The sequence below is a fragment of the Desulfovibrio inopinatus DSM 10711 genome (assembly GCF_000429305.1).
Lineage (GTDB): Bacteria > Desulfobacterota > Desulfovibrionia > Desulfovibrionales > Desulfovibrionaceae > Alteridesulfovibrio > Alteridesulfovibrio inopinatus.
This window is the reverse complement of the sequence record NZ_AUBP01000007.1, coordinates 142,240-168,143: the sequence shown is the minus strand read 5'-3', so window position 1 is coordinate 168,143 and position 25,904 is coordinate 142,240. Positions and strand designations below refer to the sequence as shown.

General features: G+C 51.1%; 22 protein-coding genes and 1 pseudogene. 17 read left to right on the top strand and 6 right to left on the bottom strand.

All coding sequences use genetic code 11. The features are described from left to right. Position 1 precedes the first annotated feature (1 nt). The 5 genes and pseudogenes from G451_RS0108225 to G451_RS32495 form a co-directional block, all read left to right on the top strand. Entirely contained in the window at positions 2 to 910 is a 909-nt protein-coding gene (locus G451_RS0108225) for an ABC transporter substrate-binding protein (protein WP_051261293.1), read from the top strand. Between the two features lie 44 nt (positions 911 to 954). Further along, the gene (locus tag G451_RS0108220) at positions 955 to 1,917 is read left to right on the top strand and encodes a FecCD family ABC transporter permease (RefSeq protein ID WP_156921555.1); all 963 of its coding nucleotides are present in this window, start codon (positions 955 to 957) and stop codon (positions 1,915 to 1,917) included. Next, complete coding sequence (locus G451_RS28370; protein ID WP_034641350.1) at positions 1,914 to 2,708, top strand: ABC transporter ATP-binding protein; 795 nt, start codon at positions 1,914 to 1,916, stop codon at positions 2,706 to 2,708. Before G451_RS0108220 ends, G451_RS28370 begins: the two co-directional genes overlap by 4 nt. A 414-nt stretch (positions 2,709 to 3,122) precedes the next feature. Then, positions 3,123 to 3,488: a hypothetical protein gene (locus G451_RS34550; RefSeq protein WP_169727845.1), complete on the top strand. Its 366-nt coding sequence runs from the start codon at positions 3,123 to 3,125 to the stop codon at positions 3,486 to 3,488. Continuing rightward, a pseudogene (locus G451_RS32495) lies at positions 3,455 to 3,661 on the top strand (transposase); the annotation flags it as partial. The gene G451_RS34550 and the pseudogene G451_RS32495, both read left to right, overlap by 34 nt. A gap of 724 nt (positions 3,662 to 4,385) precedes the next feature. Here G451_RS32495 and G451_RS0108195 read toward each other — a convergent pair. Both G451_RS0108195 and G451_RS0108190 read right to left on the bottom strand, forming a co-directional pair. Then, positions 4,386 to 5,066 (bottom strand): DUF1295 domain-containing protein, encoded by a 681-nt coding sequence (locus tag G451_RS0108195; RefSeq protein WP_027183867.1) that lies wholly within the window; start codon positions 5,064 to 5,066, stop codon positions 4,386 to 4,388. 91 nt (positions 5,067 to 5,157) lie between these two features. After that, positions 5,158 to 5,466 (bottom strand): DUF2269 family protein, encoded by a 309-nt coding sequence (locus tag G451_RS0108190; RefSeq protein WP_281171554.1) that lies wholly within the window; start codon positions 5,464 to 5,466, stop codon positions 5,158 to 5,160. Positions 5,467 to 5,736: 270 nt separating this feature from the next. Between G451_RS0108190 and G451_RS0108185 the strand changes: the two genes are divergently transcribed. Next, positions 5,737 to 6,213: a TetR/AcrR family transcriptional regulator gene (locus G451_RS0108185; protein ID WP_027183865.1), complete on the top strand. Its 477-nt coding sequence runs from the start codon at positions 5,737 to 5,739 to the stop codon at positions 6,211 to 6,213. 336 nt (positions 6,214 to 6,549) lie between these two features. Here G451_RS0108185 and pyk read toward each other — a convergent pair whose 3' ends face one another. Next, entirely contained in the window at positions 6,550 to 7,971 is a 1,422-nt protein-coding gene (gene pyk, locus G451_RS0108180; protein ID WP_027183864.1) for a pyruvate kinase, read from the bottom strand. A 185-nt stretch (positions 7,972 to 8,156) separates the two neighbouring features. Here pyk and G451_RS0108175 point away from each other — a divergent pair, with 185 nt between their 5' ends. The 6 genes from G451_RS0108175 (at position 8,157) to G451_RS0108145 (ending at position 16,121) form a co-directional block, all read left to right on the top strand. Next, positions 8,157 to 9,323, top strand: a complete 1,167-nt coding sequence (locus tag G451_RS0108175) for a pyridoxal-phosphate-dependent aminotransferase family protein (RefSeq protein ID WP_027183863.1) — start codon at positions 8,157 to 8,159, stop codon at positions 9,321 to 9,323. Positions 9,324 to 9,468: 145 nt separating this feature from the next. Continuing rightward, positions 9,469 to 9,804, top strand: coding sequence for a DUF1844 domain-containing protein (locus G451_RS0108170; RefSeq protein ID WP_084448450.1), 336 nt, complete (start codon positions 9,469 to 9,471; stop codon positions 9,802 to 9,804). Between the two features lie 19 nt (positions 9,805 to 9,823). Next, positions 9,824 to 10,876, top strand: coding sequence for an N-acetyl-gamma-glutamyl-phosphate reductase (argC, locus tag G451_RS0108165; RefSeq protein WP_027183861.1), 1,053 nt, complete (start codon positions 9,824 to 9,826; stop codon positions 10,874 to 10,876). 248 nt (positions 10,877 to 11,124) lie between these two features. After that, positions 11,125 to 11,370, top strand: coding sequence for a hypothetical protein (locus G451_RS0108160; RefSeq protein ID WP_027183860.1), 246 nt, complete (start codon positions 11,125 to 11,127; stop codon positions 11,368 to 11,370). A 333-nt stretch (positions 11,371 to 11,703) separates the two neighbouring features. Next, positions 11,704 to 14,901, top strand: coding sequence for a PAS domain S-box protein (locus G451_RS32490; RefSeq protein WP_051261291.1), 3,198 nt, complete (start codon positions 11,704 to 11,706; stop codon positions 14,899 to 14,901). A 20-nt stretch (positions 14,902 to 14,921) separates the two neighbouring features. Then, positions 14,922 to 16,121 carry a response regulator gene (locus tag G451_RS0108145; protein WP_027183859.1) on the top strand — a complete coding sequence of 400 codons (1,200 nt, stop codon included), beginning with the start codon at positions 14,922 to 14,924 and terminating at the stop codon, positions 16,119 to 16,121. Between the two features lie 24 nt (positions 16,122 to 16,145). Here the strand turns inward: G451_RS0108145 and G451_RS0108140 are convergent, their stop codons facing one another. The 3 genes from G451_RS0108140 to G451_RS0108130 form a co-directional block, all read right to left on the bottom strand. After that, complete coding sequence (locus G451_RS0108140) at positions 16,146 to 18,392, bottom strand: spermidine synthase (RefSeq protein ID WP_027183858.1); 2,247 nt, start codon at positions 18,390 to 18,392, stop codon at positions 16,146 to 16,148. Between the two features lie 29 nt (positions 18,393 to 18,421). Beyond that, complete coding sequence (locus tag G451_RS32485) at positions 18,422 to 19,618, bottom strand: PAS domain-containing sensor histidine kinase (RefSeq protein ID WP_051261290.1); 1,197 nt, start codon at positions 19,616 to 19,618, stop codon at positions 18,422 to 18,424. A gap of 72 nt (positions 19,619 to 19,690) precedes the next feature. Continuing rightward, entirely contained in the window at positions 19,691 to 20,797 is a 1,107-nt protein-coding gene (locus tag G451_RS0108130; protein ID WP_027183857.1) for a homocitrate synthase/isopropylmalate synthase family protein, read from the bottom strand. A gap of 314 nt (positions 20,798 to 21,111) precedes the next feature. Between G451_RS0108130 and nifH the strand changes: the two genes are divergently transcribed. The 5 genes from nifH to nifK all read left to right on the top strand — a co-directional run bounded on the left by nifH (position 21,112) and on the right by nifK (position 25,861). Continuing rightward, entirely contained in the window at positions 21,112 to 21,936 is an 825-nt protein-coding gene (nifH, locus tag G451_RS0108125) for a nitrogenase iron protein (RefSeq protein ID WP_027183856.1), read from the top strand. 48 nt (positions 21,937 to 21,984) lie between these two features. Continuing rightward, entirely contained in the window at positions 21,985 to 22,332 is a 348-nt protein-coding gene (locus G451_RS0108120) for a P-II family nitrogen regulator (RefSeq protein WP_027183855.1), read from the top strand. Positions 22,333 to 22,334: 2 nt separating this feature from the next. Next, on the top strand, positions 22,335 to 22,712 hold the full coding sequence (locus G451_RS0108115) for a P-II family nitrogen regulator (RefSeq protein ID WP_027183854.1): 378 nt from the start codon (positions 22,335 to 22,337) through the stop codon (positions 22,710 to 22,712). Between the two features lie 98 nt (positions 22,713 to 22,810). After that, the gene (nifD, locus tag G451_RS0108110; RefSeq protein WP_051261289.1) at positions 22,811 to 24,448 is read left to right on the top strand and encodes a nitrogenase molybdenum-iron protein alpha chain; all 1,638 of its coding nucleotides are present in this window, start codon (positions 22,811 to 22,813) and stop codon (positions 24,446 to 24,448) included. Between the two features lie 30 nt (positions 24,449 to 24,478). Continuing rightward, positions 24,479 to 25,861 (top strand): nitrogenase molybdenum-iron protein subunit beta, encoded by a 1,383-nt coding sequence (gene nifK, locus G451_RS0108105; protein ID WP_027183852.1) that lies wholly within the window; start codon positions 24,479 to 24,481, stop codon positions 25,859 to 25,861. Positions 25,862 to 25,904 lie beyond the last annotated feature (43 nt).

The following is a 25,904-nucleotide window of genomic DNA, read 5'->3' as shown; positions in this document are numbered from 1 at the left end:
AATGATGCACATCAAAGCGATTATTCTTTCATGTTGCGCAATATTCCTTGCTCTCGGGCTCGCTGTAGCCCAAGAAAACCAAAATGTTATCGATCAGACTGGCGCCGAGATCACAATCCCCCAAAATCCACAACGAGTCATTTGTTTAGCTCCAAGTGTGACGGAAATTGTTTACGCCCTTGGACGAAGTGATGTCGTGAAGGGAGCCACCGTTTACAGCAATTATCCTGAAGCAGCCAAAGAACTGCCGCGGGTTGGAACGTATATTCGGCCTGATGTGGAACGAATCGTCGCCTTGGAACCCGATCTGTGTTTAGGCATAGTCGAAATGACGCCACCGGAAGTCATCGAACGTCTCAAATCATTCAATCTTCCTGTTGTTCTTGTGAAGAGTAACACATTGAATGCAGTTTTGAGCTCCATTACGACGCTTGGAAATGTGCTTGGTGCCTCAGATCGGGCTGCCGCGTTAGTTTTCACTCTCCAAGAAACGATGGACCGGATGAAGACAACCTACTCCAACAGTCCCAAACCCAAAGTGCTGTATCAAATCGGGAACACCCCCATGTACACAGCATGTCGCGATACATTTATCAACGAACTCATCGAGATCGCTGGAGGTCATAACGTTTGTTTATCCATAAAGGGCTACCCTCAGTTGACCAGAGAACAGGCTGTCGTCTTCATGCCTGAGGTCATCCTCATTCCCACAATGGGTCAAGGGGAGTTCGAAGCAGCAAAGGAGCAATGGCAGAGCTGGCCGGAGGTTCCGGCTGTGCGTGACGACAGAATTTATATTCTGGATTCCGACCTCTTCGATCGACCAGGCCCACGCATTGCGCAAGGCATACAGCAACTTGCCAAAATGATTCATACCCAATCTCCCCGTGCGGGGAAGGCTTCACAGTGATCTTGTCAAACGCGGGCCTGCTTCGTCGGATAGGAGTCATCTGCTTGCCCCTGGTCTGCCTGTTGGTCATAGGCTTCGTGGCAGGAATTATGGCTGGGTCAAGCGACATATCTCCTCTCCGCTTTGTGCAGACACTGCTCGGTTATGGTCAGTCCGATCCCATTGCCCACGCTATTCTGTTGAAACTTCGACTTCCTCGAACACTCCTCGCCGCTTTGGCTGGCGGAGCGCTTTCGTTAAGTGGTCTTGTTTTTCAGGCGGTGCTGCGCAATCCATTAGCTGATCCCTATATTCTTGGGGTCTCTGGAGGCGCTGCGTTGGGGGGAATCAGCGGGATGCTGCTTGGTCTTCCCGTCTTTTGGGGAGCGGGACCACTTGCGTTTACCGGGGCGTTAGCCGCATTCGGGGCTTCAGTAGCCCTCTCCCGAAAACAAGGAAGCATTTCTTCGTCCTCACTCATTTTATCCGGGGTCATGGTCAATACGTTTTGTTCTGCGATAATATTGTTCTTCATTGCTATAGCCCAGGATCATACGCTGCGAACAACGCTCTTATGGCTTATGGGAGACACTTCAGCAGCAGACTTAGACTCAGCATACAGCTTAGGATTCTGGGTGTTGCCGGTTGCAGTGATTCCAATATTGTTATCTCACAAAATGAATCTTCTCCTTCTTGGCCGCGAAGCAGCACGAAATCTTGGCGTAAGGATTCGTCTCGTTACGGGATTGTTGCTTTTCTCCAGTGTCGTCATGACCTCTGCAGTGGTGAGCCAAACCGGTTTACTTGGATTTGTGGGATTGGTCTGTCCGCATATCATGCGCCTTATCGTTGGGTACGATCATAGAGTTCTTGTTCCTGGAGCCGTTCTCTTCGGTGCAACATTTCTCGTCTTTTGTGATGTAGGAGCACGCCTTCTTTCACAACAAGGCGTTATGCCTGTGGGCGTTTTGACTTCTCTCGTTGGCGCACCCGCATTTTTCTATTTGCTCAGACGGAGTGGACCATGATTCCCGTCTACAAACTCAACGAAACGACAATTTACATCCATGGCAAACGCGTCCTTGGCCCTCTTGATCTGACGATTCAAGAGGGAGATTTTTGTATCATTGTGGGCCCGAATGGATCGGGAAAAACAACCTTATTGCGAGCTTTGGTGGGTCACCTTCGCGGTTACTCCGGCACGATTCAACTCTTCGGAGACGAGTTGGCCGGAATACCCCCAGCCAAACTGGCATGTACGGTTTCACACCTGCCCCAGTTTCCGATAACAGATATCCCGTTCAGTGTAGAAATGGTCGTCCAGCTCGGTCGAGCACCACGATTGGGCCTCTTCGGCATTGAGCAAAAGCAAGATAGTGATGCCGTTGAATGGGCAATGGAAATGACGAACGTTGCGCATTTGCGGCAACGGCGACTCTCCACCCTGAGCGGTGGAGAGTTGAGCCGGACATTGTTAGCCCAAGCCTTGTGCCGTCTCCCCAAAGTCTTACTTCTCGACGAACCCACGGCAAGCCTGGACCCTGGACATCAAATGAGCATCATGAACATGCTGGAATGCATGCGTACACGCCACAAAATGACGATTATCATGATATCTCATGACTTGAATATCGCATCCACCTATGGACAATCTCTCGTCCTCCTTAAAAATGGAACCTGTATCGCGACAGGATCTCCCAATGCTGTGTTGACGACGAACATGCTCTCCGCCGTATACGATTGGGATATACTTGTTGATATGAACCCCTTTACTCAAAAACCGAGGGTTTCTTGTTTACCCGGTCCGAAACGGCCTTGATGGCGGTATGGAGCAATGACTTGGATGATCGCCTTTTTTAACGAGGAGCATGGACACACATAAGAGCACAACGGATTTGGAAGCTGCAGGTGATCTGGAGGAAGTACATGGAACATGAAATGACAAAAGATAACCATCTGAAATTTCATGTATTGTTGCATCAAATCTCTCAAGGCGCACTATACTGCCGTAAGGCTCGGACTTGCGATTTTCAAACAGATGACTGTACACATGGATAGCAATGAAACAACGGAACAGCTGTCAGCGTTAGAGTCGCGTGCACACGAAACGCTCCCGATAGAGCCGATATGCATTGGTCGCGACCTCCAATCCGCGAATGCCAAGCAATCCTCTTTTCCCAGGAAGATTCGCGGAAAATGATGGCGCAACCCGCATCACACAAGGCCTCCCGAGGTGGCAGTCGCACCCCACGCGGGTGCGTGGATTGAAACCCTGCAGATGCTCCATCGAACGCGCGACCGGCTCATTACGCAACGCAAGGGACTGATTAATCATATTCGCGGCCTCTTGGCCGAATACGGAGTTGTCATTCCTGTCGGCGCCTTTCGGTTCCGCAAAAACATCCGTAATGCCGTCGAGGATGCACCAATATCCCCATTGGCATCAGAGAACTTCGATGCGCTCATAGCCGAATTTCAAGCCCTGGATGCCGTATCACTGCGATCGACCGAAAGCTTGCTGCGATCTGCCGGAAGGATGAACGGTGCAGGCGCCTGTCAACACGTCCCGGAGTGGGTCCGGTGGTTGCCACCGCTCTGATTGCCGCCATCGATGTTGGTCGCCACTTCGCATTTGGCCGGGCGCTCGCGGCATGGATCGGGTTTGTCCCGCGACAATACACGACGGGTGGTAAACCACGGCTTGGCGGAATAGATAAGCGCGGAAATCATTACTTGCGCCATCAGCTCATACACGGCGCACGATCCGTCCTGATCAGAATCAGCCCAGCGCAACGATCAGCGCTGACAATGGGCGCAAGACCTGCTCACACGTGCGGGCCACAACAAAACTCTCGTGGCAATGGCCAATAAGACCGCGCGGATTGCCTGGGCAATCTTGCGCAACGGAGAAAACGACAAGGCGGCTTAGCATCCAAGAGAGACCGCAAAGGTCTTGGATGTGCACAGAATGTGAGGTGAGAGAACGATGGTGTAACGGCAAGGGCCGCCAGTTCACAGCCTGCAAGGAGCGATGGCTATGAAAGGCCGGTCATCTTGAAAGGCACTGAGACGAGCGGATCCCATCGTGGCCGGAAGCCGAAGCGATTCAATCAAAGGTCGGATAGATTCACGCATCCAATGCCGTCAGTACGATCATGAAAAACACCTTGCGCGAGGGGCGTCCATAGATTCGTTCCTTCGTCACCACGACGAAGCCCAAATCCTGCTTACATCACAACCTCAAATCTGTGCCTTTGGCGCTGACGGGGACAGCGCCGGCTCAGGCCTTCGACGAAAGCCGCCCGCCTGACACGCCCATAAAGTTCCACGCCCTTCATCCCCGCCCTCTGCCAAAGGCGAGAAGGTGAACACTGGCGGAATTTTGCTCCGGCCAATAGCCGGATCATCCGGCCGCTTCAAGTGGGGGATTTTTGCACCGGCGTTCTCAACCGTGTGAAGGAACGATCTTGGCCATGCTTTTTTCGTTCGTCTCAAATCAGTAGATGAAGGGAATGAATTTCGCCGTTCTTTTCGCATAAGCCTTGAACTCGTCACCATAGCGGTCAGCCAAATAGGCATCGAGCGGCGGAATATGGTAGAAGACGAACATCGTCGCCATCAGCAAGGGGATCGAAAGAGCCCAGGGTGAGGCCGCGAACAAGACCCATCCGGTGAACAGCACGGTATCGCCGAAATAGTTGATATGCATGGACCAGGCGAACAGCCCGCCCGTGTAACAGCGCCCTTTCGAGGATGGCAGCTTCTTCCAGGCGCGACGCTGAAGTTCCGACCCGGTGTTGAGATATGACCCCGTCAGAAGCAGCGCGGCCCCGACCCAGTCCCAGGTTCCGAACGGCGTGGCCGTGCCCGAGAGGACCCCGGCGCCCAACAGAAGGATCCCGAGTTCGAAGATCGCCATGAAGGCGCTCAGCCCCAGCGCCTCGGAGATCGCCACCTTGCGCTGCATCAGCACGAACAGCGTCACCATATGCCGCAGCCAGTAGAGCACAGCACATCCCGCCAGAACCTTGGCGCGGGCGGGGTCGGCCCAGTCGAATCCGCCAAAGGCCAACCAGAGGGCGATCAGGACAATGACGCCATGCAGTATGGCAAAGGTCAGCTTGGCTCCCAGAGAGCGCTCATGTCCGCGGTCGACTCCGCCATGTTGCGATGTCATGAATTGATCCTTTCGTGTGGTGCAGGTGTGCTGGCGGATTCCAGCCAATTCCTGTTTGCGTCGGTCAAGTTGCGCCGCAGGTTGGGGACCGTCAGAAGGGCTTGAAAACCATCAGGAAAAGTGTCACCACGCTCAGGAAAAACGCAGCGGTTCCGATGGGTGAGGCCTTTCTCTGCAGGAAGGTTGCGTCGTTGTCGGGCAAGGCGGGTTCAGCGCGTTGCGATGCGTTTATCGCGATCTCAAGCAGTCGCCGCTCGGTCTTCTCCCCCACGATAAAGGCGAGGATCAGAAGCAGGCTGAAAGCGATCGAGAGCATCAGCCAGCCGGTTGACCATCCGTATCCGATGTCGTGCATCATCCACAGGCCCGAGGTCGGCAGGACCAACAACGCTGAGCCCAGCAGTAGCCAGTTTTGATCCTCACCACCACCCTTAAAAGCGCCACCCTTAAAAGCGCCACCGCCTCGACAGGGCCAAGACCCGCGCTCGAAAGTGGATCAGCCCATTTTCACGGTCGGCCCAACCACCAGGATCGCGGCGAGTATGTAAACCAGTTTCAGAGCGAGGACAGGGTGGTAGCTACCTTATTTAGTCCACTTGGTCTATAATCAAGCTGTAGACCTTCACTGCAAGGCCTGTCAATGAATAATCGACCAATTGGATAAAAACAGATGCCCAAAATTGTTGATCACGAGGCTTACAGACAGAATCTTGCGCAACGGGCCGCCGCGTATTTCTCGGCCCACGGCTATTCCGGGACCGGCATGCGTAAAATTGCCGATCATCTGGGCGTGTCCAAAAGTGCGCTATATCACTACTTCCCGAGCAAGGAAGCACTGTTCCTCGCATGCACAAGACAGATCATGTCCGGGTTGGATACGGGACTCGTTGATCCCGGCCTATCCGAAGAGGAAAACCTGTGCCGCCTGATGGATGTCATGCGCGGGAATTTCGCCTCGGAGATGGCGCTGGTCTTTGACTATTTGCGTGGCAAGTCCCGGGCTGAAATAGCGCAAGACGAGGCCATGCAAGTGGCAATGGACAGCTATCGCATGCTGGTTAGGAAAATTGTCGGGCCAGAGCGCCTCGAAGAAACGCTGGCCCGACTGCTCGGCACCTTGTTGCTGGAATACTTTTCGGGAAAGTAAGGACCGAGTATTCCACAAAGACCGCTTGCCCATGTCGGATCGAGTGATTCCGCTGCCCACAGTTCGTGAATGACGCAGAACTTATCACAATGGGTTCAAAGCCGTCATTGCTTCGAATTACCGCCTGCGATGTCTTCAGACGGGTCCGTTGCATTAACTTGGCATGCGCACGTCGCACCCCACGCGGGTGCGTGGATTGAGACGCATCCCACAAAGATCATGGAGAAGATGCAACGCGGTTTGGCTATTTGTGTCGGTGGGAGCAATGGTAAAAGAAAGCCGAGAAAAAATCGTTATGAAGCGGGAAGGGGAGAGCCCCTTCCCGTTTTTTATGCGTTATTTGTAATACAATTTGATATTGTTCGTTCCGGGATTGGCATTCCCGGGAGATGGCTGTCCTGCTGTCAGGACGATGGGATCGCCTTTTTTGAATGCATCCGAATTTTCCACAAAATCCTCAACGCGTTGCATATGACTTTCCCCCACCGGTTCGATGGTGAACGGAATAACACCCCATGCAAAATTGAGGGCACGTTTCACTTTATCGTCAGGCGTCAGCGCAAAGACCGGTTCAATCGGACGGCGAGACGACACGAAACGGGCCGTTGATCCCGATCCCGTATGGCAGACAATGGCCGGACTGTTCGCATTGCGGGCTAAGAGACACGCGGCATAGGCCAAATATTTGGGAACATTATGTTCACGCGTCGGTTCATACGGTGTGGGAATGCGTTCAAGGTAATAAGGGATTGTGTCGGAAATAATTTCGCCCATGGTGCGTACCGTTTCCACGGGGTATTGTCCCACGGCGGTTTCTTCGGAAAGCATCACGCAATCAGCACCGTCCATGATCGCGTTGGCCACGTCGGTGGCTTCTGCTCGCGTAGGAATGGGATTTTTCACCATGGACAACAACATTTGTGTCGCCACAATAGCTGGTTTCTGTGCATGTCGGCAGGCGCGAATGATTTTTTTCTGAATCACCGGCAATGCCGTCAGCTTGCACTCAAGACCGAGATCACCACGAGCCACCATGATAATATCCGCGATTTCAAGAATTTCCTCAATGCGATCGACAGCGTTTTGCCGCTCAAGCTTGGCAACGATCGGCACCCATGTGCCGTGTTTCTTGATTTCGTCACGCAGCATGGCAACGTCTTCGGGCCCCTGCACAAACGAAATGGCAAACGCATCAATACCGATATCAAGCCCTTCATGAAGGTCTTTGATGTCTTTATCGGTGAGAGCGGGCATGGGATGGTGTTTCCCCGGAAAACTGATGCCCTTGTTCGACGTCAGAATACCGGCATTGATGGCTTTCATCGAATACAGCGAATCGGGTACCAGTTCCTCATCCACGGTAAATTGTAACAACCCATCGGAAAGATTGACAGGCATGCCGGGCTTGAGACCGGATAACAGCTCGGGAATGTCCAGGCTAATGAACACCCGATCATCGTCTTCTGGTTTGCTGCCGGGAAGGCCGAGCAACAATACCTCTTCTCGGCTGACTTGCACCGGAGAGCCTTGTACTTCGCCAATGCGAATTTTCGGGCCGCACAAATCGCCCAGAGCTGTCAAGGAAATGCCCAGTTCGGATTCGATACGACGAATAATACCAATAATCGGCTCAAACACGGTCGCATTGGAGTGAGAAAAATTCAGACGAAAAATACGTACGCCTTCCTTCGCCATATTCTTCATCGTTTCATAATTCATGGAAGCCGGGCCAAGTGTGGCGACTATTTTTACATTCATGGCGTTGTCCTGGGGGCTTGATTGTTGCCTGATGAAATGTCTACCTGCGAACTGTGTACACAAGCTGACGACAAATGTGTATCGCTTTGAAGACATTGCGGTAGATATTTTTACCGCTTCCTCCTACAATCCTTCTCACCCCGAAACACCACCTCGGCAATCACGCACATATCTCGGAGATTCACATGTTGACAAAACCTCGACTCCTCACCCCTGGACCAACGCCTCTTCCCGAAGAGGTGCGCCTGGCAATGGCACAGGACATGGTTCACCACCGCAAACCGCCCTTCAAAGCGCTTTTAGCCGATGTTCAAGAAGGGCTACGATATTTATTTCAGACCAAGAATCCGGTCATGTCCTTAACCGCCTCAGGTACCGGAGCCATGACCGCTGCCATTTACTCTCTGTTTCATCCCGGCGAAACCGTTTTATGTATTGAAGCGGGAAAATTCGGTGAACGCTGGGCTGAAATTGGACAAGCCGCTGGGCTGGAAACACAAATTCTCAAGGTGGAGTGGGGCAAGGCCGTCGCCGTCAGCGACATTGAAGCCGCCCTGGACGCCAATCCTGATATCCGCGGAGTATTGGTCCAGGCATCGGAAACTTCAACGGGTGTGCTGCATCCTATCAAAGATATCGCCGCGCTCACTTCACGCCGCGACGTGTTGGCCGTTGTCGACGGCATATCGGCTGTCGGCATTTCTCCCTGTCCCATGGATGCCTGGAACATCGACTGTTTGCTCACCGGGTCGCAAAAAGGGCTTATGTTGCCGCCCGGCCTGGCATTTGTCGCGCTGTCCGATCGCGCACTTGCCCGCGCCAAAGATGTGGACTGTCGAAACTTTTATTTCAACCTCATTGGCGAATACAATAAAACACTAGAGCACCAGACGCTCTTTACGCCGGCCATTAACCTGCTTGTCGGGTTGGCTGAATCGCTCCGGTTATTTCGCTCATTTGGCTTGGAAAATGTGTACCGCAAACAATGGGCGCTGACCTGCATGACGCGCGAAGCCGTCGCGGCCATGCGTCTCGACCATCTTGCCGAGACTGATTATACGTGGGGACTGACGTCGGTCATGCTGCCACCCGGCATTGATGCCGGAGAGCTGCTGAAAATTGCCGCTGCCGATTACGGTGTCATTATGGCTGGAGGCCAGGGACACCTCAAGAAGAACATCGTTCGCGTCGGACACATGGGGCATGTCGATTACGCCGATGTCACCGCGGGCATTTTCGCATTGCGTCGCGCATTCGAACGGCTCGGTGGCTATATCGGAAGCGCCAACCCTCTGGAAGTCGGCCTTGCCGCCTACGAACAAGCTTTGGAGGATGGTCCTCCGGCATTATAAAACGGCATCGGACTTTGATCACTCCTCGTCCGCCGGAAACGAGAACCTTCCGGCGGGCGCTTGTCAAATCCAGTGAATGTCTTATTGAATGAACACAGCCGATTGGCACGGCCATGTTTTTATGAGCACGAGAAGGAGGACGCTTATGCAACAACCCCATGACACCCCGTCAAGCACAGGTAATACAAAAGACTGCGATTGTGGTTCCGGCCTGCACGACAACGGTGGTCAATGCCTGCCCGAAGTTAACCTGAGCCATTTTGTCCTTTCACTTGGAATGACCGCAATGTTTCATCTCGGCGAAATGCCTGACCCACAGACCGGTTCCGTTATCACCGACCTCGGCCTAGCCAAGCACACCATTGATACGCTGTCTATGCTCAAGGAAAAAACAGAAGGCAATCGCACCCCCGAGGAAACAAAACAGTTGGAAAACCTCCTGTTTGAACTCCGCATGCTGTACGTCAAAAAATCCAACTAATTTTCGGAGGCGATTCGCAATGTCCAAAATTCCCGTCGGGCTGGTGGGTGTCACCGGCTATACCGGTATGGAGTTGGCTCGTCTGCTTGCGGTCCACCCGCATTTCGAGTTGGTTCGCGCCACCTCCCGTTCCGAAGCCGGTAAATCGCTGGGTGAACTGTATCCGTTCCTTGCCGGTTTCCCCATTGCTGACATTATCGTCAGTCAACCTGATGCGGACGACCTTGGGTCGGCCTGTCAAATCGTCTTTCTGGCTGTGCCGCACTGTACGGCCATGCGGTACGCCAAATCCCTGCTCGATAAAGGGCTGAAAGTCGTCGATCTCTCCGCCGACTTCCGACTCAAAGACCAGGCAACCTATGAATCCTGGTATGCCACGAAGCATGAATTTCCGGAACTGCTGCAGACCGCGGTCTATGGTCTGCCCGAACGGTATGCGGATGACATCGCCAAAGCCAGTCTTGTGGCCAACCCAGGATGTTATCCCACATCGATCATTCTCGGTTTAGCACCGGCCCTGGAAAATGGCTTGATTTCCACCGGCGACATTATCGCCGATTCCAAATCCGGCGCCTCGGGAGCCGGACGCAAAGCGAGTGTGGGCACACTATTTTGTGAAGTCCACGACAGTTTCCGGGCATACAATCTCGGGAAGCATCGCCATACCCCTGAAATTGAACAAGAATTGTCAGTTGCAGCCAATACCGCTCTGACGGTGTCATTCAATCCACATCTGCTGCCTATTGACCGTGGCATTCTTTCAACCATCTATACAAAAATGATGACCGAAAGCTCCACCGAATCGATTTACGCGCTCTACACCGCAGCATATAAAGACAAGCCATGGGTACGCGTACTTCCTCCGGGACGTCTTCCGGAAACACGCAACGTGCGCGGAACCATGTTCTGCGATATCGGCCTGACGCTTGATCCGCGAACCAAACGATTGATCATCACGTCCACCATCGACAATTTATGCCGCGGTGCGTCCGGTCAGGCGCTGGCCAACGCCAATCTCATGGCTGGATTCGACATCACTGCAGGGTTAAATCTGGCGCCCTTGATGCCATAAGACTGTACAAAGACTTGCGGGTTGCGGAGGGGGCCACCTCCTCCCGTCCCATTATCAACAATACCGGACGATTTGATTTCGTCCTCAATCCCTCTGTGATTCTCGATCACATGGTATCGGAATTAATTGCAAAACAGCCCGTTTCGTCACAGCACACACTGTACCTTGACGCGCAAAACAGCGTACCTATGTTAGGGCCAAATCATTCCAATATTCCGCCGTTGACGGCGGTTCTCAAAGGAGAAGTCATGCTCGAAGAACGCTATTGCCCCCACTGCAAATGTCAGCTCGAACCCTGGATTGCACCGCCAGAATCCGGTTGGGGTGAAATTCTGGTATGCAATAATAATGAATGTTCTTTTTTTAAGAATTCCTCAGATACCATCCTTTATAAGGATGAGGACAAACCTTTTGGTTGCCGATACGCTGAAAACCCCGACAATGGTTACAAATCCTTCAATCTGCTTGCTTGGGCAGGCCCGGGATGCCGTTAATCGCATAATATCGATGCCAGCGGCCGGTTTTCCGGTCGCTGAATTGCACACATCGCTGTCATGTTCCATGCCGTGATAAGGACATGACATGTGTACGTTAAGCCCGAAAGGGCTTTTTTATTTTTTTTAAAAAAATGTGTATTTTGTGCGCCTCCACACTGAGAAATGCTCATGCATTCATCAGCCTTGTACGTTATATTTGTTTTTTTCCTTTTTCTACGCAAAATTTTGTATTAAAATTAAATATGAGATGTCCGGTTTTTAAGAGGAAACGCCCAGACCTTGTGCGGTCATGAGTTCCTCCTCAACACGATTGATGTCCAGGGAGAAGCAATGAGCATCCGGACGAAGATGTTGGCATTTTTACTTCCACTGGTAACGCTTTTCATTACCGGATTTGGTTTTTGGGCAACGCAAACAGCAAACAGCGGAATTCAAGCAAGCCTCCAAAGCCATTTGTATACAGCGCTTGATGGCTATATCGCCACATCCATCGAACCCAAGCATGCTTTTCTTCTTGAGTCCGGTCTGGATCAGGTACAACCATTCGTCAAACAATACCAAGAAGATGCCGCGGCACAATCCAGCGAAGTGCCATTGCCCGAAGCCGGGCGTATTCTTATTTTCACCCAAGACGGACACCTTGTTTTCGACAGTTTGGGCCGCCCCAACGATGAAGTTAAAGCAGCATGGGACAGTGAAATTCCTGCTATCATAGACAACTACGGCCAGCATCAACTCAAAGAACATGATGTCAACGACACACTTCATATCTATACGGCCAGACAATTCCTCCCCTGGAAGTGGGTGATCATCGCAACAGTCCCCAAAGATATCTTCTTTAAAATTCCGGAACGTATCTACCACATGACACTGACATTCACCGTGGTCTGTGTGTTGTGTGTCACAATACTGATCGTTTTATTTTTCCGACGCGTTATTTTACGTCCCACCGATATCCTCATGCGCGCCGCTCGCGATATCGCGGAACGGCGCAAGCGAGAGCCCATTCCGCTCAAGTCGAACGACGAGCTTGGACGGCTGGCACGCATCATGGAGTCGCTCTGGAAAGACATCAAAGACAACGAGACAGAACTGGCGCAATGGCAGAAAAGCATGGAAGAACGCGTCATGGACCGAACTCGGGAGCTTTCACGCAAAACTGAGGAACTTGAACGCGAAATCGTTGAACGGGTCCAGCTTGAAAAATATTTGAGTGAAAGTGAAAAACTCTATCGCGACCTTTTTGAACTCGGTCTTATCGGCATGGCGGTTACCGACCCTGTGGATAAACAGTGGATTGAAGTCAATGACCGACTATGCGAAATGCTCGGCTATAGCCCAGAAGAGCTCAAGTCCATGAGTTGGACCGACATCACCCATCCTGAAGACCTAGAAAACGATATTAAGCTCTTCGAACGCCTACTTGCTGGCCGTCTCGACGGATATGTCGTAGAAAAACGTTTTGTCAAAAAAGATGGTTCTATCATTTTTACAACCATGACCATGCGTTCAGATAGAAATGGCATGAATGGGATACGACATATCTATGTGCTGATTCATGATATTACGGACCGGGTCTTGGCAGAGAAGCATCTTGCTCAAAATCAGATTGTCCTCAAAAATGTCTTTGACGCCGCCGAAATGGGAATTTGTGTCTTAAACGATAAACTTATCATTCTCGAAGCGAATGAGACATTCTTTGCCCTCTTCAACCTATCTCGTGACACCATCGGCACGGCATTGTCGGCCCTGGCGATCGATCAAAGCTTGGATAATATCATGCATGTTGCCTCTGTCGCCCTCAACCAGGACGATGTTGTTGCCGGGGAAGCCGCAATACAGACGAAGGAAAAAGCCGCGCGACGTCTGGAACTGCGTGGATATCCGCTCAAAGAAACGGGCGGTGACGCCGCAGTAGCACTTATGGTGCGTGATATCACAGCCCAGAAAGATGTCGAGGCAGCCCTCGCCGAACGTTTGACCTTCATTCAAACACTCATGGACGCTATTCCCAGTCCAATCTTCTACAAAGATGCGCGTGGCGTTTTCCAGGGATGCAACGCCGCCTTTGAACGCTTTTTCAACATCCCAAGTAGTAAAGTTGTCGGACGAACTATCTTCGATTTGGCTCCGGCCGACTTGGCTCAAGAATACCATGAACATGATCGTGCGTTACTGCATGAAGGTGGAATCCAGGTATATGAATCCAAAGTTCAACGACCGGATGGCACCAGAACCGATGTCATTTTCACAAAATCCAAGTATAGCAATCCGTTGGGAGAACAAAGTGGTATCATCGGCGTCATTGTCGAAATCGAAGAACGCAAACGGATGGAAGAAGCACTCCGAGAAAGTGAGCATCTTCTTTCCATCATTCTCGACGGCATCAAAGCCGCTTTTGTCATTATCGACTCGACATCGGGTCTTGTTCTCCAAGCAAATGACGTTGCTGCCGAAATTTTAGGCAAACCGCGGTCCAGCATAGAAAACCAATATATGAACGAAGCCATGGCTGGCTATGGGCACCTGGGCAACACAACTTGCCAGGAAGGAACAACATGTTTGGATAAGGAAACCACCTTTACCCGGCCAGATGGTGAAATTATTCCCATTCGTCGGTCATGTTTCCCCGTAACAGTCGCTGGCCAAGACTGTACTGCGGAAATTTTTTTCGATGTGACAGAACGTAAAGCCCTGGAACGTCAGCTTGCCTACGCCCAGAAACTCGAATCCATTGGACAGCTGGCGGCCGGCATCGCGCATGAAATTAACACGCCTACCCAGTTTATCGGAGACAACATCCGCTTTCTCGACCGGGCACACTCGACTTTGTCCAGCCTGCTCGACACACTTCTAGCGTTCGTCGAAAAAACAGCTCCGTTCGAAGCATTGCAGACAGATCGAGCAGACATCGAACAGGCCACAAAAAAAGCGAAACTCAAGTTTTTGCGTCAGGAAATTCCTTTAGCACTCTCCCAATCTCGTGAGGGAGTTGGACGTGTCGCGGCTATTGTCGCTGGCATGAGAAAATTCTCCCATCCCGGAACCGACGAGATGCAGCCCGTTGATGTCAATGCTGCAGTTGAAAATACGGTACTCATTGCCAAAAATGAATGGAAATACGTTGCTGATGTGGTCACGAACCTTGATCCAGACTTGCCTCTGGTGACCTGCCTCGCTGGCGATTTCAACCAAGTGGTGCTCAACTTACTCGTCAATGCCGCCCAAGCCGTGGGCGATGTTGTCAAGAATGGTGAGAAAGGCACCATCACAATCAGTACGTCATCCAAAGATGAATTTATGGTCATGACGGTTTCCGATAGCGGAGTCGGCATTCCGGAAGAGAACCGGGACAAAATTTTCAATCCGTTCTTTACCACGAAGGACGTTGGGAAAGGTACAGGACAGGGATTGGCGATTATTCAAAATATAGTCGTCAAAAAGCATGAAGGACGTATTGATTTCACGTCTGAAGAAGGAAACGGAACGACCTTCATCGTGATGCTTCCATTCGCCGGTAAACGTTGATCGCAAACCAAGGAGCGACCATGAAAAGCATTCTTCTCGTCGATGATGAACCATTGGTTCTCTCCGGCATTCGACGATCCTTGTTTGGCTTGCTTGACGATATCGATATATTGACAGCCGGAAGCGGTGCCGAAGCGCTTGATATCCTGGCTCAAGAAAATGTGGACGTCATTATTACCGACATGCGCATGCCCGGTATGGATGGCGGTGAACTCTTGATCCATGTTAAGGAACTCTATCCTCAAACTGTACGCATTATCCTCTCAGGATATACAGACAAACAATATATAATGCGTACAGTCGGACCAGCCCACCGTTTTTTGGCAAAGCCCTGTTCCGATGACGAGCTTCTCTCTACGTTGAATCAAGCAACGGCTCTCCGAGAACTCCTCAAAGACAAAACTCTACAGAATATTGTTCATAAAACAGATACATTACCGACACCACCTGAACTCTATACACAAATTATTGCCGAAGCCAGCCGAGACGATGCCGACTTAGGTCGCATTGCTAAAATTGTCAGTCAGGACATGGCGATGACCGCAAGCTTACTCAAGCTTGTGAATTCGGCCTTTTTCGGCTTTCCTCGTTCCGTTGTCACCCCCAAGGAAGCTGTCACACTCCTTGGGGTCGATGTTATTCAAGGACTGGTCTTAACGGCTCACTTCATCAAAGAATTCAATACAACCCAATTTCCATTTTTCAATCCCAGTGACCTGGAAACGCACTGCCTCATGACGGCCCGTCTCGCCAGGCTCATTTACGAACGCCATAATAACGATTCCGTCTTGATACAAATGTCCTTCTTAGCTGGAATGTTGCACGACATTGGCAAACTTATCCTTGCAACCGCCATACCTGATGAATATGCGAAAGTCATTTCGGCAAGTCGAGAAAACAACCGGGCATTGCTTTCCATGGAATATGAGCTGCTTGGTTTTTCACACGCTCATGTCGGTGGCTATCTCCTCGGATTATGGGGTTTACCCGGCCAAGTTGTCGATGCCGTTGCCTTTCACCATGAACCCGATTCTACCGAGACGTCCTTCACCCCAACGTTGGCCGTTCATATTGCCAATGTCTTTGATCATGAACTGCGGGTTGTCCATGCCGAATATGCCACGCCGATCTTCAACGACAATGCACTCGCCCGCGCAGGTGTCGCCCCAAATATAGATGCTGACCGGGAAGCATGTCTCAGCTTGTTGCCTGAAGAGTGACGAGTGTTTTTCGACTGACTCTTTCTAACGAAAGCGCATCACCCCGAGAATATTAGAATAATCGTCTGTCCAGAGACGTTTTTTATGGTCAACAGGCAAACGATGCCACTGAGGATTCTCAGCCAACGCGGTAATATCAGCTTGCTCATGCGCCATCACCGCCCATGTGGAACGAAGCTTCAAGTCTTCATCAAGTTCCCGCGTAACTGGCTTATCTTGATAGAGACCGAAAAGACCGGCTTGGTCAGCGAGATTGCCAAGTACAGGGCGCAAATCGAGAAATTGATTGCTGATATGAAATACGACAATGCCGTGTACTTTCGTTTTTTTCAGGTACAACTCCAGAGCTTCTTTGGTGATGAGATGGACCGGTATTGAATCCGAACTGAACGCATCGAGAACGAGCATATCGAAGGAATGGTCAGGACTGTCGGCCAAGGTGAGTCGAGCATCGCCGAGTTTGATATCAACTTGAGGACCGCAATCGGATAGGAAATGGAAATACGCCGTATTCTGCGCCATACGTACAACGGCCGGATTAATTTCAAAAAAAGTCAATTGTTGTTCGGGTTCAAGATAACTGACAAGTGAACCGATACCGAGGCCAATGGCCGCAATAGTATCATGCCGAGGCTGTGCATTGAACGCCGCAAAAACTTCGGCGAGTGGCCCTTGGCGATGGTAGTAACTTAGCGGCTCACACCGTCGCTCTTTATCCTGCGGCGCAATGCGTTCGGCGCCATGCAATGTGGAACCATCATATAATGTATAATATGCCGGCCTGGTTTCTCCCGGTCGGGCCTGTGCAATCACGCTGAGTTCTCCAAAAAAATTCCGCTCTTCATGCACAACATCTAATTGACCGGACGCAATCGCCATGCCCGCGAGAAAAATGCCGGCGACTCCCAACCCAAAACGAACAGGTCGATTTCGAAATGCAAAAACAACAAGTGCTCCAACGCCATTGATAATTTTCCCCGCAATCACAGCAGGTTCTGTATCAGAAAAAACAACGTGTGAACCGAAAAGCAGGATGCCAACAGCTATGACGAAAAGAACAGGAGCCAAGACATCAATCAAACGTTGGCGGGTGGCATCACCGGACGTATCTACCGTAGGTCGCAAAAAGCACGCTGCAACCAACATCAGCGGATACTCGGCAAGCGTATCAAACACCACGGGAGCAATAAGAGCATTGAAAATTCCGCCGAGTACCCCTCCGATCGACATGACAAGATAAAACTCAGTCAGTCTCGAAGCGTGGGGCCGCAGTCGAGCCAATTCTTGGTGACATACCATGGTGGTCACAAAGAAAGCGATAATGTGTACGGGAAACAGCCACCAGGTTGTGATGAATCCTTGAAAGTAAATGAGTGCAAGCGGCAGCAGAAGAAATGGCTGAAGAAGAACCATAAACCGCGGACTGATCAAGGACTTCTTGGCAAAAACAAGAACAAACGTGAGCAAATAGAGCGTAAGTGGGACAATCCACAGCAACGGGACGGCGGCGATATCTGTCGTGATATAGTTCGTCACCCCAAGCAAAAGGCTTGAAGGGACAAAAGAAAGCGCAAGCCAATGCAAACGCCTCCCCGTACTGACAGCTTCGTCCAAAGCATGGCGTTTTTGACGTGCAGCATCAAGGAGTTCTCCGGTCGTATCATGCCCACCTTGAGACAACGCCCGATGCAGAATAAACACACATCCCGTAATACATCCTGCCAAAACCATGAAACCGGCAGACCACAACCGTGTTTGCTCACTCAGCGTAAAAAACGGTTCCATGAATACGGGATAACCGAGAAGGGCAATCATACTGCCCAAATTGCTCGCGCCATACAAAAAATACGGATCATGGCTATCGACATGGCCGGTAGCCGAAAACCACCGTTGCAGCATAGGAGCCGTGGACGAAACAAGAAAAAAAGGAATCCCGACCGACATCGTCATGAGCCCGAACAACCAGGGTATAAAATACCCTTCGGACGGAGGGGAGGAAAAGCTTTCGGAGAGGCCAATCGGCATCGTCGCCATGGCAATGGCAAGAAGAAAAAGGTGAACGACCGATTGCCGTGCTGGACCGAAAACATTGAGCGAAACATGCGCGTACACATACCCGAGCAGCAATGCAGCCTGATAAAATACCATACAGGTATTCCAGACCGCAGGCGTGCCGCCAAGCAACGGCAAGACCAGTTTGCCAAACATGGGCTGGATAAAAAAAAGCAAAAAGGCGCTGACAAACATCGTCAGGGAAAAAAAGACTGCCACGTTGCCTCCCTCATCAAAAAATTCCTACCCTATGTTCCATTCGTTTCTCTCTCGGTATGATCAAACTTGAAACGCGTCCCTGTCTCATGACGAGGCAACCGCAAACGAAAGGTCGTACCGGAAGAACCTGAATCCATAGAGAGTTGGCCTCGAAGTTGCCCGGCCAAATTCGTTATAAGAATGAAGCCCATGGTGGTTGCCGTATAAATATCCATACCTTCAGGCATTCCATTCCCCGAATCCGCAACACAAAGCACCAATGTATCGCCTTCTGCAACAAACGAGACATACACACGTCCAGTTGCTTTTCCTCTGAAGGCGTGGCGCGCTGCATTGGTAACAAGCTCGTTGACCAACAATCCAAGCGGGACAGCCTGATCAATACTTAAAACAATATCCTCGAGATCGAGTTCATATTCGATCGATCGACCCAGACTATGAGCGGCCAGACTCTTGGGAACCAATTTCTCGAGATAGGTACGAAACCCAATTTGCGACAAATCTTTCGCCTGATACAATTCTTCGTGGACCAAGGCGATGCTCCTGATTCGACTTTGTGCGGCGGCCAATGTGGTACTGTCGCGACCATTATCCATCGTACCTTGTTGAATTTGAAGAAGACTCGCAACAAGTTGCAAGTTGTTTTTAACGCGGTGTGTGACCTCACGCATCAAGCTCTCTTTTTCACGAAGAGCCGAGCGCAATGCGTCTTCCTGCTGTTTGAATGCCGTGATGTTGTGGGCATGCTCTACCACCAATTCCACTTCACCGGCATCATTGAACATAGGATAGGCATAAATATCAAAGGATTGCCCGGTGATAGGACTCGTTTTTTCTACACACACCGGTTGTCCGGTATGGAACGCCGTTAAAACATGACACTCCTCACACGGACGTTCACGCCCCATAAAAATGATATAGCATGGAGCCCCAACAACGTCGGGAGGGGCTTCTTTTGAGGCGTCCCCCCGAAAATTTGTCAGAACAATACGCCAATGACGATCAAGCACAATAAGACTATCTCGAATGGAACAAAAAACACTCTGCAAAAGCTCTTGTGACTGTTTAAGCGCTGTTTGCATTTCTTGGGTGTCCCCCCCCGATTCAACAGCGGTACCACACAACATCTTCATGCTACAGAGTTCATGCTCCAAGATTGCAATTTTTTGCTTCAGCTGAGCATTCTCGGAGGCAAGTATCCCCTCGTTGCTTTTTTCTTTCGTCATACGTTCCTTGCCTTCCTCTCTCGTTCACACCATGACGCATCCCAACATATCAAACGAAAACAACAATAATGCTTAACGATGCCCAAAGGAGTCGGCCAAATCAAGAATTTCCTCATCGTGCAGTGGACGGCCAAGCTCTCGTGAACGCTTGCGGACAACTTCGGTTATATCATTGATCATCTCAGCTGGAACAGGTCGCCCGAGCGCTGCAAAGACGGCTGAGACAGCGGCTCGGCCACTTTTCTTGCCTAAAGCCGTCTGCCGGACGAGCCCAACGGTATCCGGGGAAAATGGTTCATAAAGGCTCGGATCTTTAAAAACGCCATGGACATGGAGACCAGATTCACAAGCGAACAACATGTTTCCCACAACCGGTTTATTCGGGGGCAGGGGATGGCCCGTTGCCTGCGCCACAAGCTGGCAAAGGCCAGGAAGCACGCTCACATCATACTTTTCACCAAGTTGCATGGCGGCATAGGCGCCGACTTCTTCCAAAGCGGCGATACCGGCTCGCTCTCCAAGACCAAGTACGGACACATCGGCAAAATCGGCTCCAGCCACCAAAGCAGCGACAGCATTTGCCGTCGCCATACCGAAATCGTTGTGGCAATGGACCGCGATCAACATTCCGGTCTCTTGCTGGAAATCCGTGACCATTGCTCCCATAGCCAACGGATGCAGAATCCCAACCGTGTCGGACAACCGAATTCGGGTCGCACCGGCGGCTTTCGCACAATGTGCCACAGAAATGGCAAAACTCCTCTCGGCGCGTGAAACATCCTCCAGGCCCACGGAAATAGCGGCATCTGTATGCGTTTTCGCAAAACGTACATTTTTGTCGACCATAGCCAGAAGGCGTTCTCGATCAAGATGGAGTCGCTTTTCAATATGCTCATCGGAAACAGGAACACCTATATTGAGTTGATCACAACTGGTTTCCGCGGCTTCGGCAAGCATGTCTCCACGGCACGGAGACCACAGGCTCAGCCGTGTTTTCCCCGATATGGAACGAATGGAACGAATAAGATCACGTAGCCCAGAATGACGCCCTATCACGCCACATTCAATCTCTTCCACCCCGAAAACAAGAAGGTTCTTAACAATGTCGCTTTTCAATCGCGAATCGAGATACAGCCCAAAACGCTGCTCTCCTTCGCGTAAAGTGGAATCAATAAGCATGACATCTCCATTATTATCTATAGAATTTCAGCCTATTAACATGAAGAATCGTGTCCAGGTCAATCTTTGTGATGATGTCTTCGAATGACTATGAAAGGTCACACGCATCAAAACTGTAAGCTTTTAACATACAAAATTGTACAGCCATGTCTTCATTTCCTCTATGTACAGTGACTTTTCTTTCTATGGCTTATTTCAGAAAACCATTGCCAGACAAGGACTCACAGGCATTTTTCCTCATTTTGTCATTTTTGGCACGAAGGTTGCCTATAGCTTAAACATACGGCAACCACCCTTTTACGGAGGAATTATACATGCGAAAGATAGCTATTTACGGCAAAGGCGGCATCGGCAAATCCACCACCACACAAAATACCGTCGCTGGTCTTGCCGAAATGGACAAGAAGGTCATGGTCGTTGGTTGTGACCCGAAAGCTGACTCCACCCGTCTTTTGCTCGGCGGCCTCAACCAGAGCACGGTTCTTGAAACTCTGCGTGAAGAGGGTGAAGACGTCGAACTCGAGGATATCCTTCTCGAAGGTTTCAAAGGCACTGTTTGCACAGAATCTGGCGGCCCTGAACCGGGTGTTGGCTGCGCCGGCCGCGGTATCATCACCGCCATTAACTTGCTCGAACAGCTTGGTGCCTACAAAGAAGAGAAGAATCTCGAATATGTTTTCTACGACGTTTTGGGCGACGTTGTCTGCGGCGGTTTCGCCATGCCCATGCGTGAAGGGAAAGCCCAGGAAATTTACATCGTTGTTTCCGGCGAAATGATGGCCATGTACGCAGCCAACAACATCTGCAAAGGTATCGTGAAATACGCTGATGCCGGCGGTATTCGCCTTGGTGGCCTTATCTGTAACAGCCGTAAGGTCGACAACGAAGCTGAAATGATCCAGGAACTCGCCAAACAGCTTGGCACGCAGATGATTCACTTCGTACCCCGTGACAATCAGGTTCAGCGTGCTGAAATCAACCGTAAAACAGTTATCGATTTCTCGCCCGAACATAACCAGGCTGACGAATATCGCGCTCTGGCTGGCAAAATCGAAAAGAACGACATGTTCGTCATTCCCAATCCCTTGGAAATCGAACAGCTGGAAAAACTGCTTATCGACTTCGGTATCGCTAACTAAGAGCCCGACAACACACAACACACAACGAAATCAACGGGAGTTACGTATATGCTTATCATGGTCCGCGCCATTGTCCGTCCTGAAAAAGTCGATGCAGTTTTGGCTTCGCTTCTGGACGCCGGGTTTCCTGCTGTCACCAAATTCTCTGTAGCCGGCCGCGGTAAACAACGCGGGATCAAAATCGGCGAAGTTACCTACGACGAAATTCCCAAAGTGCTTCTTATGAGCACTGTTGACGATAAAGATAAAGATTTCGTCATCAAAACTATCATGGAAGCAGCCCGCTCCGGAACAGAAGGCGCCTTTGGCGACGGTAAAATTTTCATCACTCCTGTTGAAGAAATGTATACCATCAGCTCGGGAGTCAAGGAAACCGGCAGCGCCGAGGAGGCCTAGTCATGAAAGAGATCATGGCCGTTGTGCGAATGAACATGATGAACCAGACCAAGGCCGCTTTGACAAGCGCCGGCGTCTCTTCCTTCTTCGCCCGTGAAGCGACTGGCCGCGGCATCGGCCTGGTCAATCGCCAGCTCCTGAAGGGAGCCCAAGAGGGATATGAAGAAGCAGCCGAACTTCTCGGTGAAAAAGGACGTCTGTACCCGAAACGTGTCGTCTCCGTTATCGTAGAAGACGAAAAAGTACCTGCTGTTATCGAAGCGATCATTGAAGCGAACAAAACCGGCAAGCCAGGAGATGGCAAGATCTTCGTCATGCCCTGCGCCGATGCCGTGCGTGTCCGCACTGGCGAATCCGGCACTGCCTCCATTGCCGACTAGATCGAACTCCTTTGGGCAACCCGATGTACATTCGAACGCGGGTTGTCCGAAAGGAAACCGTGACGCACACCAGCACGAACGAAGAGGAAGTTAGCACCATGCCCACCAAGACCGAAGAATATATGAAAAAGGATCCCACCGACTTCAAGGAAGAGATCCTTAAGAAATATCCGCCCAAAGTGGCAAGAAAGCGGGCCAAATCCATCGTTATTTCCAAAGGGAAAGAAAGTGATGGCCTTGAAATTCAGGCCAACGTTCGTACCATTCCCGGTATCATCACCATGCGTGGCTGCACGTATGCCGGTTGTAAGGGCGTTATTCTGGGTCCCACCCGTGACATCGTAAACATCACCCATGGCCCTGTCGGCTGCGGTTTTTACTCCTGGCTGACTCGCCGTAACCAGACGAGTGCCCCGAACCCTGAAGATCATAATTTCATGCCCTACTGCTTCACCACGGACATGCAGGATAGTGAAATTATCTTTGGTGGTGAGAAAAAGCTCATGGCCGCCATTTTGGAAGCCTACGAGATCATGAAACCCAAAGCGATCGCTTTGTTTTCCACATGTCCTGTCGGCCTCATCGGTGACGACGTCCACGCTGTTGCCCGCGAAGCCAAAGAAAAATTGGGCATCAATGTTTTCGGGTTCTCTTGTGAAGGCTACAAAGGTGTTTCCCAGTCTGCTGGTCACCACATTGCCAACAACGCCATCTTCACCAACGTTGTCGGTACCGACGACAACGGTAAAGAGGGCAAGTACAAAATCAACCTGCTCGGCGAATACAACATCGGCGGTGACGCGTTCGTTATCGAAGATCTGCTGGATCGTTGCGGTATCACGTTGGTGTCGACCTTTTCGGGTAACTCGACGTACGACCAGTTCGCCACCTGCCATACGGCAGACCTGAACGCCATCATGTGCCACCGCTCCATCAACTATGTTGCGGAAATGATGGAAACAAAATTTGGTATTCCCTGGATCAAGGTCAACTTCATCGGTGCAGAAGCCACTGCCAAGTCGTTGCGTAAGATCGCCAAGTACTTTGGTGACCAGGAACTCATCGACAAAGTAGAAGCCGTGATCGCCGAAGAAATGCCGGCCGTCAAAGCCGCTCAAGATGATGTCCGTTCACGCACGGAAGGCAAAACTGCCATGCTGTTCGTTGGTGGTTCCCGCGCTCACCACTATCAGGAACTGTTTGCTGAAATCGGCATGACAAGCATCGCCGCCGGGTATGAATTTGCTCACCGCGACGACTATGAAGGCCGTGAAGTGTTGCCCACCATTAAAGTGGACGCTGATAGCCGGAACATCGAAGAAATCGAAGTCGAACAGGATCCGACTCGCTTCAAACCGCGGAAAACCCCGGAAGAACTCGAAAAGCTTGCTGCCGAAGGATTTGAATTCAAAGATTACGACGGCATGATTCCGGAGATGAAGCCCAAGACCCTCGTCATGGACGACATCAACCAGTACGAAGCTGATAAGCTTCTCGAGTACTACAAACCCGATATCTTCTGTGCCGGTATTAAGGAAAAGTACAGCGCTCAGAAAATGGGTATCCCCATGAAGCAGCTGCATAGCTACGACTACCACGGTCCTTATGCCGCCTTCAAGGGAGCGATCAATTTCTACTATGAAATCGACCGCATGGTCAGTGCCAAAGTCTGGGATCTCGTTAAAGCCCCCTGGGAAAAGAGCCCCGAACTGGCCGCTGCCTACAACTGGGAATAATTTGCGCATCCATTGAGAAAGGGAAGAGCCATGCTTTTAAGACACACCCCCAAAGAGATAAAAGAGCGCAAAGCGCTCGTCATTAATCCGGCCAAGACCTGCCAGCCCATCGGCGCCATGTACGCGGCCCTGGGCATCCATGGATGCCTGCCTCACTCCCACGGTTCACAGGGCTGCTGTGCATACCACAGAAGTTCCTTGACCCGGCACTACAAGGACCCCATTGCTGCTGCAACGAGTTCCTTTACTGAAGGCGCCTCGGTCTTCGGTGGACAGGCCAACTTGGTCCAGGCCATTGACAACATGTTCACGGTCTATGACCCGGAAATCATTGCGGTCCACACCACCTGTTTGTCTGAAACCATCGGTGACGACGTCGCTCAGATCGCAGACAAGGCCAAACAGGACGGCAAAGTTCCTGAAGGCAAAAAGATCATTTATTGCCACACTCCGAGCTATGTCGGCTCCCATGTAACGGGTTTCTCCAACATGGTTCTCGGTATGGTCAAAGGCCTGGCCGAAAAGACGGGGAAAAAGAACGGCAAAGTCAACGTTATTCCCGGCTATGTTGAACCGTCGGACATGGAAGAAATCAAACGCTTGTCCGCGATGGTCGGTGTAAAGACCATCATGTTCCCCGACACCTCCGGTGTTGTGAACAGCCCCATGACCGGCAAATATAATATGTATCCTGATGGCGGCACCAAAATTGCCGACCTGAAGTCCTCTGGCGACAGCCTGGCTACGATTGCCTTGGGCGAATGGTCTTCGGCCGACGGTGCCAAGTACCTCGATGCCACCTACAAAGTGCCTTGCCAGGTACTCGATCTGCCCATTGGTGTAACCGCTACCGACAACTTCATCGATGCCCTGCGCAAAGCCGCCGGCGTCAACGTTCCGGACTCGGTTACCAAAGAACGCGGTGTCCTCGTCGATGCGATGTGTGACTACCAGCAGTACTTCCACCAGAAGAAGGTGGCCCTGGTTGGTGATCCTGATCAGCTCATCCCGCTGACGCAGTTCTGCATCAACTTGGGCATGTATCCCAAACACATCGTAACAGGTACCCCTGGTAATAAGTTCCGGAAACGCATGGAAGAAATGTTCGCTGAAGCGGACTTGCCCTATACGCCCAACGTAGCGGTGCCCGGCGACATGTTCCTGCTGCACCAGTGGATCAAAAACGAGCCTGTGGATCTCATCATCGGCAACACGTACTGCAAGTACATCGCCCGTGACGAAGACATTCCGATGGTACGCCATGGCTTCCCCATCCTCGACCGCTTCGGGCATTCCGTGTTCCCCTCGGTCGGTTACAAGGGTGCCATGCGGCTCATGGAACAGATGCTTAATGCCATGCTCGATAAGCGTGACCGGGAATCCTCGGAAGAAGCCTTCGAACTGGTATACTAATTCATACGAACCCAACGCACAGCACATATCCCGAGACCGGAAC

Coding starts and splice junctions, on each gene's coding strand:
- G451_RS0108225 (WP_051261293.1), top strand. CDS start 2: ATGATGCACATCAAAGCGATTATTCTTTCATGTTGCGCAATATTCCTT.
- G451_RS28370 (WP_034641350.1), top strand. CDS start 1,914: ATGATTCCCGTCTACAAACTCAACGAAACGACAATTTACATCCATGGC.
- G451_RS0108195 (WP_027183867.1), bottom strand. CDS start 5,066: ATGACATCGCAACATGGCGGAGTCGACCGCGGACATGAGCGCTCTCTG.
- G451_RS0108185 (WP_027183865.1), top strand. CDS start 5,737: ATGCCCAAAATTGTTGATCACGAGGCTTACAGACAGAATCTTGCGCAA.
- pyk (WP_027183864.1), bottom strand. CDS start 7,971: ATGAATGTAAAAATAGTCGCCACACTTGGCCCGGCTTCCATGAATTAT.
- G451_RS0108175 (WP_027183863.1), top strand. CDS start 8,157: ATGTTGACAAAACCTCGACTCCTCACCCCTGGACCAACGCCTCTTCCC.
- G451_RS0108170 (WP_084448450.1), top strand. CDS start 9,469: ATGCAACAACCCCATGACACCCCGTCAAGCACAGGTAATACAAAAGAC.
- argC (WP_027183861.1), top strand. CDS start 9,824: ATGTCCAAAATTCCCGTCGGGCTGGTGGGTGTCACCGGCTATACCGGT.
- G451_RS0108160 (WP_027183860.1), top strand. CDS start 11,125: ATGCTCGAAGAACGCTATTGCCCCCACTGCAAATGTCAGCTCGAACCC.
- G451_RS32490 (WP_051261291.1), top strand. CDS start 11,704: ATGAGCATCCGGACGAAGATGTTGGCATTTTTACTTCCACTGGTAACG.
- G451_RS0108145 (WP_027183859.1), top strand. CDS start 14,922: ATGAAAAGCATTCTTCTCGTCGATGATGAACCATTGGTTCTCTCCGGC.
- G451_RS32485 (WP_051261290.1), bottom strand. CDS start 19,618: ATGACGAAAGAAAAAAGCAACGAGGGGATACTTGCCTCCGAGAATGCT.
- G451_RS0108130 (WP_027183857.1), bottom strand. CDS start 20,797: ATGCTTATTGATTCCACTTTACGCGAAGGAGAGCAGCGTTTTGGGCTG.
- nifH (WP_027183856.1), top strand. CDS start 21,112: ATGCGAAAGATAGCTATTTACGGCAAAGGCGGCATCGGCAAATCCACC.
- G451_RS0108120 (WP_027183855.1), top strand. CDS start 21,985: ATGCTTATCATGGTCCGCGCCATTGTCCGTCCTGAAAAAGTCGATGCA.
- G451_RS0108115 (WP_027183854.1), top strand. CDS start 22,335: ATGAAAGAGATCATGGCCGTTGTGCGAATGAACATGATGAACCAGACC.
- nifD (WP_051261289.1), top strand. CDS start 22,811: ATGCCCACCAAGACCGAAGAATATATGAAAAAGGATCCCACCGACTTC.
- nifK (WP_027183852.1), top strand. CDS start 24,479: ATGCTTTTAAGACACACCCCCAAAGAGATAAAAGAGCGCAAAGCGCTC.